The 10,321-nt window shown below is 58.7% G+C and carries 8 protein-coding genes; 3 read left to right on the top strand and 5 right to left on the bottom strand.

Features of this window, described 5'->3' with window-relative positions:
• The first annotated feature begins 101 nt into the window (after positions 1–101).
• The gene (locus tag Q0J85_RS14840; RefSeq protein WP_294483026.1) at positions 102–1,931 is read left to right on the top strand and encodes a hypothetical protein; all 1,830 of its coding nucleotides are present in this window, start codon (positions 102–104) and stop codon (positions 1,929–1,931) included.
• Between the two features lie 130 nt (positions 1,932–2,061).
• Here Q0J85_RS14840 and dgoD read toward each other — a convergent pair whose 3' ends face one another.
• From dgoD to Q0J85_RS14865, 5 genes are read right to left on the bottom strand one after another with little or no spacing between them, the layout of a single operon-like run.
• Positions 2,062–3,231 (bottom strand): galactonate dehydratase, encoded by a 1,170-nt coding sequence (gene dgoD / locus Q0J85_RS14845; protein WP_294483028.1) that lies wholly within the window; start codon positions 3,229–3,231, stop codon positions 2,062–2,064.
• Positions 3,228–5,396, bottom strand: a complete 2,169-nt coding sequence (locus Q0J85_RS14850) for a beta-galactosidase (protein ID WP_294483029.1) — start codon at positions 5,394–5,396, stop codon at positions 3,228–3,230. The genes dgoD and Q0J85_RS14850 overlap by 4 nt, the downstream gene beginning before the upstream one ends.
• An 18-nt stretch (positions 5,397–5,414) precedes the next feature.
• Complete coding sequence (locus Q0J85_RS14855) at positions 5,415–6,827, bottom strand: beta-galactosidase (RefSeq protein ID WP_294483030.1); 1,413 nt, start codon at positions 6,825–6,827, stop codon at positions 5,415–5,417.
• A 22-nt stretch (positions 6,828–6,849) separates the two neighbouring features.
• Complete coding sequence (locus tag Q0J85_RS14860; protein ID WP_294483031.1) at positions 6,850–7,602, bottom strand: SDR family NAD(P)-dependent oxidoreductase; 753 nt, start codon at positions 7,600–7,602, stop codon at positions 6,850–6,852.
• 4 nt (positions 7,603–7,606) lie between these two features.
• Positions 7,607–8,353: a helix-turn-helix domain-containing protein gene (locus Q0J85_RS14865; RefSeq protein ID WP_294483032.1), complete on the bottom strand. Its 747-nt coding sequence runs from the start codon at positions 8,351–8,353 to the stop codon at positions 7,607–7,609.
• A gap of 420 nt (positions 8,354–8,773) precedes the next feature.
• On the opposite strand from Q0J85_RS14865, the gene Q0J85_RS14870 reads away from it, so the two are divergent.
• Positions 8,774–9,799, top strand: a complete 1,026-nt coding sequence (locus Q0J85_RS14870; protein ID WP_294483033.1) for a LacI family DNA-binding transcriptional regulator — start codon at positions 8,774–8,776, stop codon at positions 9,797–9,799.
• Between the two features lie 43 nt (positions 9,800–9,842).
• Positions 9,843–10,321 (top strand): type II secretion system protein (locus Q0J85_RS14875; RefSeq protein WP_294483034.1); only part of this gene is annotated, 479 nt, incomplete at its 3' end.

The following is a 10,321-nucleotide window of genomic DNA, read 5'->3' on the forward strand; positions in this document are numbered from 1 at the left end:
TTGATAGTCCCAGAGTTAAGATGAACCTTCTGCCTCTTTTTTCATCCCGCCGAATTAAAAACTTTTGAAATTACCTCGATTATAAACCGAAAAATCCCGATGTGAAAAAACGTCCCGGACTGCCCGACTTCCGCGATTTCGCGAAATACGCCGGAACTGTGGCGGATCGTTACAAAGACCGGATCCGGTATTTTGAAATCTGGAACGAACCCGATCTCGTCAGCTTCGCGAATTTCGCGCCGGAATCCTACATGGAGCTGCTGCATTCCGGATATGCAGCCGTGAAGAAAGCCGCGCCGGACGCGAAAGTGATGAACGGCGGAATCTCTTCGACAAACTCGAACCGCAGCGGCCGCCCCACACACAACAACGGGCTGCTTGACATGCTGCTGGCCAACGGCGGGAAGGATTTCGATCTCTTCGCGTTCCACGGGCACGGCCCCTTTCAGACCTATGCGAACCAGCTCGACGTGCTGCGCAAGATGGATCTGATCGGTCCGAATGCGCCCCGTCCGTGGTATTCCAACGAGACCGCCGAGACCTCCGCCCAGATCGGAGAATGCCGGCAATCGGCCAGTCTGTTCAAGAAACTGCTCTATGCCTGGGCCAACGGAGCGATGGGTTACAACTGGTATCTGCTGCGGGAGAAGAGTTATTATCCGATCGGCCACCATGAGCGGCACTTCGGACTCATCACCGCAGATTTTGAGCCGAAGCCGGCCTATGTGACCTACAATATGCTGGCGAACACGTTCAAGGGGAGCAGATTTCTGCGAATGCTCGAGATCGTTCCCGGCTCCTGCGGCTGCCTGTTTGAAAATCCGAACGGGGAGGGGCTGCTCGCGCTCTGGAACGAGGGGGCGCCGCGGACGGTGCTGCTTTCCGGCGTTCCGGCCGGGACTCGCGTGATCGATCTCTATGGAAACGAACAGCCTCTTCCCGCGCAGGGAGGGATGGTCTGTCTCCGAATCGGGGAAGAACCGTTCACGTTGCGGATGCCGTCCGTGCCGGAAGAGGAGATCCGGGTCGGGGGCGAACTCATCGCCGGGACGATGCCGCGGCAGCTGGTTATTCCCGCGGGCGGCACGGAGGAGTTTGCGCTGACGCTCGCAAATCCGCTGAAACAGCCGCTGACTCTCGAGCTGCGGACCGCGGTGCCGGAAAACATCACGGTTACTCCGGTTGAACGAAACGTGACTCTCTCTCCGGGGCAGAAAGAAACGGTGCGTTTCCGGTTGACGGCTGCGCGGGAGTTTCTGGCGACTCCGACCGCTCCGGCCGAGTTTCTTTTTTCGGTCACTCCTGCCGGGTTGGAGCCGGAGACCATTCTGCTTCCTGTGGTGAATCAACGTTCGGACGACGAGCCGCTGTTCCGGCTGGACAAGGCCGGACAGTATCACTCTTTTGTGGAGAGCGCTCCCGGCAATGAGCCGCTTTACTGGAAAGGTCCGGAAGATCTCAGTGCGACCGTGTATCTCAGGCGCCGGGGGGAGACGCTGGAGCTTCGAGTCGATGTGCGTGACGACCGGCATGTGCAGCCGCACCGGGGAAGTACGGTCTGGATGGGGGACAATGTGCAGTTCGCGTTGCGTCTGCTCGATCAGAAAACGTTCTGGAAATTCGGGATCACGCGGCTTGCCAATGGAAAGCCGGAGGTGTTCTGCTGGAGTCGTCCTGCGGGATTCTCCGGTACCGTTCCGTCAATCCGGCTGGAGACGAGCCGCGACGAAACGGCGAAATTGACCTCCTACCGGGTGGAAATCCCATTCCGCACGATCGGCATGACGCGGGAAACCGCGAAGGACGGATTCCGTTTCAATCTGATCGTCAACGACAACGACGGGGATTTGCGGGAGGGATTTCTCGCGGTTGCGCCCGGCCTCGGCATCGGCGATGAAGATCCGGCCTGGCCGATCGTGAACCTCGAGTGAATTTCTTTGAGCGGATCGGACGAAATCAAACTTCATCCCAATCCCCGGATACGGCCGATCGCCGCCCGGGAAAGGGAGGCGGGGGAGCGATAAAAGCCTCCCCCGCCGCCTCGTGCGAAGTCTGCAACGGTCAAACGAGTTCGTAGTAACGAACCGCGTCGACGGGCCGGATGTCGGTGAGGTCGCCGCGATAGTGACGCAGCTGGGTCGGAATGAACGGATGCTTGAGCAATTCGCGTTCATCCAGTTCGACGCCGATGCCGGGCCGATTCGGAATCTCCATGCAGCCGTTGCGCAGAGTGAGCCGCTCGTCGCAGATCTCCGCGCGGTAGGGCACGTCCGTCATCATCATCTCGAGAATCCGGAAATTCGGGACGCATGCCGCAAGCTGCAGCGTCGCCGCATTCGCGACCGGGCCGGAGGGATTGTGCGGACAGAATCCGAGGTGGCGCGTTTCCGCCTCGGAGGCGAGAAAACGCATTTCAAGCAGTCCGCCGGCATGGGAAACGTCCGGCTGGACAAAATCCGCGCAGCCGAGCTCGAAGAATCTCCGGAACTCGTAGCGGTTGTAAAGCCGCTCTCCGGCCGAGAGCGGAACGCGCGTGCGTTCCCGGACTTCGCGCAGACCCGGCAGGTCGTCCGGGGGGAGGGGCTCCTCGAACCAGTGAATGTCGAACTCTTCGAGGCGTTGCGCGATGCGGACGGCGGTCGGTATATCGAACCGGCCATGCCCCTCGATCATGAGTTTCATGTCACTGCCGACGGCCGCGGCGACTTTGCGGACGCATTCCATGGCCCGGTCAAGTTCGCGTTTGCCGAGCTCCTGCCAGGCCTTTCCGAACGGGTCCCACTTGCAGCCGGGATAGCCGAGATCGCGGATCGCCGCCGCTTTTTCCGCGAACTCATCCGGCGTTTTCGCGGGGGCGAACCAGCCGTTCACATAGACCGGAATCGCGTCGCGCACCTTGCCGCCGAGCAGTTGCCAGACGGGGACGCCGAGCGTTTTTCCCTTGATGTCCCAGAGGGCGATCTCCACGCCGGCGAGAGCGCTCATGAGCACGGGGCCGCCGCGCCAGTAGGCGTCCCGGTAGCAGTCGTGACGGAAGAGTTCGATGTTGGCGGGGTCTTTCCCGAGCAGCCACGACTCGAGATCGTGAATCGCGGCGGCGACGGTCGGTTCACGATATTCGAGCGTCGCTTCCCCCCAGCCGCACGGACCGGTGTCGGTTTCGACTTTCACGAATACCCAGTTGGTCCGATAGCAGTTGCAAAGGAATGTCTTGACAGCCGTGATCTTCATTTTCCGTCTCCCCCGGCAGAGACCCCGGTGAGTACCGCCCATCCCCAGGGGGCGAGATCGAATCTTGTCCGGCTTCCGAGTGCGGGGCGCTCTTCCTCCGAAGAGGCGCCGAGAGTTGCAAGCTGTTCGATTCCAGGGAAATGCAATGAGAAACAATGGGGGTTCTCATCCATGTTGAGCACGAAGAGCAGTTTGCGACCGTCCGGGAGGTTTCGCCGGAAAATCTGCAGGTATTTCCGGGTCTCCTCCCGGTCGATTTCCTCGAATTCCCAGCCGGGAGCGATTCCGGCGGCGGAGAGTCGGCGCGACAGTTCGTTCCGGAACGTCTGCCCATCCTCGTATGAAATGACCGGTATGTCGTTCGGGTAGAACGGCTTTTCGATCTGGTAGGCGGCCGATACCTGCGAGAGATAGAGCACGGTTCCCCCTTTGCCGTACCGATTGGTGATGATCGCCGGAGTTCCGTCTGCGAATGTGGCTTCGACGTTCCCGCCTTTGGGTTCGGCAACGGCTTTGAAATCATAGGCCGGCAACGCCCCGCAGGTGGATTCCTTGAGCTTTTCGAGGTCGAACACCTGGACTCCGAAGAGGTCGGTCATGAGTCCCGGGGTGATCTCGTAATGGATTCCGGTTGTATTTTTGAGGGCGAACGGCGACTCGGCGATCACGACGCCGCCGGCTTCGACGAATGCGCGCAGCTTCTCCGCCATCCACGGGTCGACGCAGGGACGGAACGGGAGGAAGAGCACGCGGATGCCGTCAAGCTCAAGGGCGTCCTCGCGCAACTGCCTCGTATTGCGGAATTCGGCCCGTACCCCGATGTGGAGCAGCGCGTTGTAGAGTCTCAGGATGGCATCGTTGTACCGCCCGCGGTAACCCTCGGCGAACGCGATGGCGTTGCAGTCGCGCGGATCGAGGATTGCGACTCCGGAAAACTCCGCCGTATGCGTGGAGAAAATCGTCGTGTTTTCCTGCAGGAACCGGGCGAGTCGACCGAACTCTTCCGCACGTTTCGTGATCCGCCCGTCCCAGCCGACGAGGTTGAATTCCCCCGCCTGCGCGTCGGAGATCCGGCTGCGGTAGAGCCAGCGCAGAATGGCGCGCGCGCCGTGAGCCGTGTAAAAGAGATCGCGCGCATTCATCTGTCGCGGCGAGTAGCTCCGCGGCACGAGATCGTGCACCCAGCTGACCGGTCCGGCTTCGGTCTCAACGACCCAGAATCCCTCGGGGTCGCGGCGTTCCCGGCGCCGTCCCTCGGTGATGAACGTGAGATTCTGGCGTGAGACGAATTCGTAAGGGGTGAATCCCGTGGAACTTTTTCCCTGTGCATGGATCGTGTAGACGCTCGTTCCGAGGATCTCTTCCTCGCCGAAAATATCCGCATCGTATGGACCGCAGAGATGGGAGATGACCGGTGTGACCGGATCGACTTCGCGGATCCAGCTCCGCACAAGGTTGAATTTGGCGGTGCGGTTCTCTGCGAGAAATTTCTGCCAATCCAGAAACGGCGCGTATCCGCCCGCTTCAAAACTTGCCTCCGGTTGCGGATTGACGTCCTCCCAGGTGCGGAAGCGGACCGGGAACTCGGTGCTCCATGCTTTGGCGAGGGTTTCGAGGTCGCCGTATTTGCGTTCAAGCCATTTCCGGTAAAGCGCGACGGTGTGGCGGCAGAAACACTCCGCGAGGCGCGGTTCGTTCCAGCCGGACCAGGCGAGAAGTTCCGGCCGGTCCTTGTATCGGGCGATCGCCTCGTGCAGAAATTCCCGGGCGAGTTCCTGATAGCGCGGATCGTCGTAACAGAGCTTGAACCGGTTGAAGCGGAGCTCCTCGTCGGAATCCGGTTTCGGTTTGAGCAGTGTGCAGTGTTCATCGTAAACCAGATGGCGTGGCGGGTAGATCGCCTGCAGATTCGTGAAAGTTCCGCCGACGTTGACGATCACGCGCAGATGATTTCGGGCTGCCAGGTCGAATGCGAGGTCGACGCGGGAGAAATCGCGTTTCCCCGGTTCACGCTCGATCCGATCCCAGCAGAGGAAGAGCCGGAACGTGTTGAGTCCGAGTTTCGCAAAGTTTTCGAGATCACGCGGCCATTCGGACGGGTCGACTTCCGTCGCTTTGGGCAGCGGCGCATAGGTCGCGCCGACCGGGAAGATTTCTTGCATCATACTGATTGTTCCTTGTGATTATCCGATGAAGTTTCCAAAACTCAGCAGCAGGGGGTAGTCCCGGAGCGGCAAATGAAGGAAGCGGCGACTGTTTTTCCCGGTGATTTCGATTGCGGATTCCGGAATCGCATAGATGGTACCGTCCAGCAGATCGACCAGACGCGGTTCCCCCTCCACCCCTGCGATTTCCAGGGAAATGGTCGAGGCATAGGTGGTGGTCAGCAGTTCGACCGGTTTCCAGTAGACGAATCCTGCTCCCTGTTTTTTTCGGTATCCGAAAGTCAGGAGCTCGTTCTTTTCCGAATCGTCATTTCGCATAAGCCGGGGGGAAAGCTGGTCGCAGAGGAGCCGTACCGGCAGCTCTTCGGCAATCAGTTCTCCGCGGAAGATCGCAGCCAGGGTCTGCAGGGTCCGGTAGGCTGGTTTGGGACGGTATTCCCCTGTCGACCTGCCATCCGCGTCGAACTCGGCTCCGAGTACACCGAAATAGCCGTAGTCCAGGTAACTTGCTTTTTCGCCCACTTTGCCGTTGAGTGCCTCGATCATGTCCAGACAGGAGAAGTAGGAGTTGATTTCGACCCCTTCCGCGAAGTGGATGAGCAGCATTCTCGCCAGAAATTTCGCCTGTTTCTCCGGCGTCCAGGCGCCTTCGTGCAGGGCTCCGGCACCTCCTTCCCGGGATTGCGTGCCTGTCTCACCCTGAATGAAACGCAACTTCGGATTGTAACGCAGCGAGAGAGATTTCAAACTGCGGACGTTGGCGATTCCCCGGAATTCGTCCGGGAGGTAAGCGTGATAGCTGATGGCGTCAAGGCTTTCCGCAACTCCGGTCTCGAACATTTCAGTCAGCCAGCTGAAATTGTAGAGGCAGACAGCTCCTCCGATCACCTCTGCATCCGGATCGCCTTTGCGAATTGCGGCGGCGGTCGCTTTGGCGAATTCGCCGTATTCAGCACCGGAAACGCCGTGTTTCCAGCACCAGAGACCGTCCGGTTCGTTCCAGATCTCATATCGGGAGACCTGGCCGCGGTAGTGTGCCGTCAGTGCCGTGACGTAATTGCTCCATGCCTGCCGCTGCTGTTCCGTCTGAATGGGCGGACAACCGACTGCCCCAAAAACTTTTCGGGCCGCTTCATCGTAGAGTCCATTCCCGTAACAGAGGCAAATCCATGGTTCAAGACCACGCTGAATCAGGTTATTGACAATCTCGTCGAGCCACTCGAATTCGTAAATGCCTTTGGTTTTTTCGGAGCGGGCCCAGCCGGACTGGATGCGGATATGGCGCACTCCGAGTTCAGCGACCTTGTCATAGGCTTTTTCCGGATCGAAAACAGCCCGATCCAGTTTTTCAAACCCGAGTCCCCAGACCGTGTCGCCGGCCTCCCGGGCAGAGACGGGCGGGACCTCGCCGATTTTTTTATAATTGTCCATGATGATTTTCCCGGTTGATGCCTTACGGTGCGTAGTACATGCCGCCGTTGATGTTGATGGTTTCTCCGGTCACGTAGCCGTTGCGGATGGGGAACATGACGGCATCGGCGATTTCTTCGCTGGTTGCGCCGCGTCCGAGGGGGATTGCGGCGGACTCTTCCGCATATTTTTCCGGAGTCAGTCTTTTCCCGATATTTTCCGTGATGACCATGCCGGGGCAGATTGTGTTGGCCGTGATCCCGAACGGCGCGCCGTTGTGCGCATAGGCCCGGGTCAGCGCGTGCATGCCGAGTTTAGAAACGCCGTAGGCGATCATATTCGGCTCGGCCGGACGGAAGCTGCGAACCGAGGCGATGTTCACGATTCTCCCCCATTTCCGGGATTTTGCCCGGCGGAAAAACGCTTCCGAACAGAGGAAAGCCCCCTTGAGATTCACCGCCATGACCCGGTCGAACCACTCGCCCTCGCTCATGCCGGGACGCCTCAGCCACGGGTCGAGCCGGGCGTTGTTGATGAGAATCTCCGCGCCGCCCTGCGGCTCGAGAGAGTCGAACATCGCTTCGACCGCCTTTTCGTCCGAGACGTCGCAGAGCAGCGGATCGGCGAGGCCGCCTTTGTCGCGAATCTCGGCTGCGACCCGTTCGGCGTTGGCAGAGTTGTGGGCGCAGTTGACCATGACCCGGCAGCCGGCTTCGGCAAGTGCGAGCGCGATTGCCCGGCCGATTCCCTGCGAACCGCCGGTGACCAGTGCGATTTTTCCTTTGATTTCCGTCATTGTTTTACCCCGCTGTTTGAATGGTGGAAATGGTTTGTGAGATTTGTTGTGCGGCGCGGCTGATCGCCGCGATCAGCCTGCTCCGATACGGTTCGACGAAATCTCCGACCGCCACCGAGGCGCCGAGGACCGCGGTGACTTCGCGGTTCTGCCGGATCGGCCAGGCGATGATTCCCTGATCGGTTTTTTCAAAGATACAGTGTCCGGTCGATTTCAGTTCGGAAAGTTGTGCAGACGGATCCCCGGCCGGATCGAGCAGATTGCACTCTTTCCCCCAATAGTGTTCGACCAGCATTTTTTGCTCTTTTTCCGGAGCAAACGCAGTCAGCAGCAATCCCGTTGCGGTGTCGAAGAGATCGTGAAACGAGAGTTTCCCCAGCACGATGTCCAGTTTGCGGCATCCGTTGTGGTGCAGCAGGATATAGCGTTCCATCCCCTGTCGCTCCGCAAGCAGAACGGAGGCCTCGAGTTCACTTGCCGCCTGGCGGATCACCGGTTCGGCAGCCTCGATGAGCTTCTCCCGGTATCGGACCTGCGATGCAAACGTCCACGACCGCGGGCCGACCGTGTAACCGGTCAGGCGCGAGAGATGGATCGCATATCCGGCCTCGACCAGTTCCTTCAAGATTCGCGCGCAAGTCGCATTGTTGAGTCCGAACTCCTCTGCCAGCTCTCCGATCCGACATGGGCGCGGAGATTGCAAAGCCAGTTTTTCCAGAATCAGAAATGTTTTGTCCAGTACTTTTATCATAGTTCTATTTTCATATTGTGAAATTAATATATCTTATAATAAAAATATACCATGCTGTTATGAAAATTCAAGCGCATTCCCCAGAGCGTTTCAAAAAAATGAGATGAAAAAACTGATTGAAAAATGATTTTTCAATTTTCATGCTGAATTTGCACGGGTTTCAGGAAACATGGTGTTTGAATGGTTGAGAATCGCCGCCGCTTTCATGGTTTCAAGAAGATTGTCATTCAGGTAATCGATTCATTATCAAGGTAAATGGTGTTTCTTTGGATTCTGTTTGCGGGAAGATGACCAGGAGGCCGATCTTTTGAGTTGATGAAAAACGATGAAAATTATTTAATTATTTTTCATTTTGCTCTTGACTTTTCCCGGATTTTGTGTCACAATATATAACAGAACAACAAAGTATGGAGTTTTGACATGTCAATCGTCGAGATTGCTAAACAGGCCGGGGTCAGCATCAGCACCGTGTCGCGCTATTTCAATCAGCCCGACAAGGTTTCGCACGATGCGGCGGGCAGAATCCGCGCGGTGACGACCCGGCTCAACTATCAGCCCGACATCCGCCGTCCCGGCCCGAAGACTTCGGAACGGGTCGGGATCAAGACCGGCACGATCGCCTTTCTCTCTCTCGGCGACTATGCGCCGGAGAAGATGCTCAAGATGCCTGCATTTCCCGTGCTGCTCGGCAGCATTCAGCGCACGCTGATTGAACGGCAGCTTTCGCTGCTGCTCGCTCACCTCGATCCCGGTTCCGGCAACATCCCCGGCTGCATTGATCCGCGTTTCTGCGACGGGGTGATTCTATTCGGGCGGGATGACCGTCCGGGACTGAAGGAGAAACTCGTCCGGAAACTCGGGGAACTTCCCGCCGTCTGGTGTTTTCGGGAGCACTGCGATGAAGAGCGCCGTTTCGACCACATTCTCTATGACAACTGCGCGGTCGGGGCGATCGCGGCGGAATATCTGGCCGGCCGGGGACACCGGAAAGCAGCGGTCTTCAACACCGATCCGACGCATGGGGCGTTCACCGTCCGCGTGCCGACTTTCCGCAAACGGGCCGAAGAACTCGGAATGGAAGTGCGTGAATTCGTCTCCTCCGGCCGGGGGGGCGACATCGACCGGTATCGCGAACTGGCAGATGCTTTCCGGCAGGAGGGGGCCGGTGTGACTGGTGCTTTCTTCTGTGCCGACGACATCATGCTCGGGGTCTGCAACGAACTGCGCGCCGGCGGTACTCCCGTCGATGAACTTGACAGCATCGGCTGCAATGCCGACGAAGTGCTGCTGCGCTACCTCTCGCCGCGCCCGGCCACGATCGACATCAAAATGGCACAGGTCGGAGAAATGGCGGTCCTGCACCTGCTGCGCCGGATCAATTCCGAGCGGAACGGTTACAGCAGTGAGATCTTCATCAAGCCTGAACTTGTCAAAGGCGACCGATAACAGAATATAAAAATGTTCCCGGAAAACAAAGGAGTCTCCAGTCATGCAGAAGAAAGTTTTTACCTTGATCGAGCTCTTGATGGTGAATGCCTGCCACTTGCGACATTCCTCTGTTTCCGCGCCCGGCAGAGCGAGAGAGGGGTTCGAGGGCGAGAAAGCGGCTCACGCACAACCCATGTTCCGCCCCGTTCCCGCCGCGCAACAGAGCTTGGCGCTCGGCAGAACAAGAGAGGGGTTCGGGGGAGAGAAAGCGGCTCGTAAGAGCGCGTCTCTCCCCGTACCAACCAACCATCAAACAACCAATCGGCCGACCGCAGCCGAGTCCGACTCCGCCCCGTACGCGGCACCGGCACCTTGCCGGACGCAGGGGGTGCGGGGGGCGGCGGACACGCCCCCTGCCACCCATGACCCGGTAACGAGAAAAGCGGCATTTACGTTGATAGAGCTTCTGGTGGTGATTGCGATCATCGCGATTCTGGCGGGTATGCTGCTGCCGGCGCTGAACCAGGCGCGGGAACGCGG

This window comes from uncultured Victivallis sp. (assembly GCA_944389935.1).
In the GTDB taxonomy this organism is placed as follows: domain Bacteria; phylum Verrucomicrobiota; class Lentisphaeria; order Victivallales; family Victivallaceae; genus Victivallis.

Excerpts from the sequence above, each read along its gene's own strand:
- dgoD (WP_294483028.1), bottom strand. The coding sequence starts at position 3,231 with ATGAAGATCACGGCTGTCAAGACATTCCTTTGCAACTGCTATCGGACC.
- Q0J85_RS14850 (WP_294483029.1), bottom strand. The coding sequence starts at position 5,396 with ATGATGCAAGAAATCTTCCCGGTCGGCGCGACCTATGCGCCGCTGCCC.
- Q0J85_RS14855 (WP_294483030.1), bottom strand. The coding sequence starts at position 6,827 with ATGGACAATTATAAAAAAATCGGCGAGGTCCCGCCCGTCTCTGCCCGG.
- Q0J85_RS14860 (WP_294483031.1), bottom strand. The coding sequence starts at position 7,602 with ATGACGGAAATCAAAGGAAAAATCGCACTGGTCACCGGCGGTTCGCAG.
- Q0J85_RS14865 (WP_294483032.1), bottom strand. The coding sequence starts at position 8,353 with ATGATAAAAGTACTGGACAAAACATTTCTGATTCTGGAAAAACTGGCT.
- Q0J85_RS14870 (WP_294483033.1), top strand. The coding sequence starts at position 8,774 with ATGTCAATCGTCGAGATTGCTAAACAGGCCGGGGTCAGCATCAGCACC.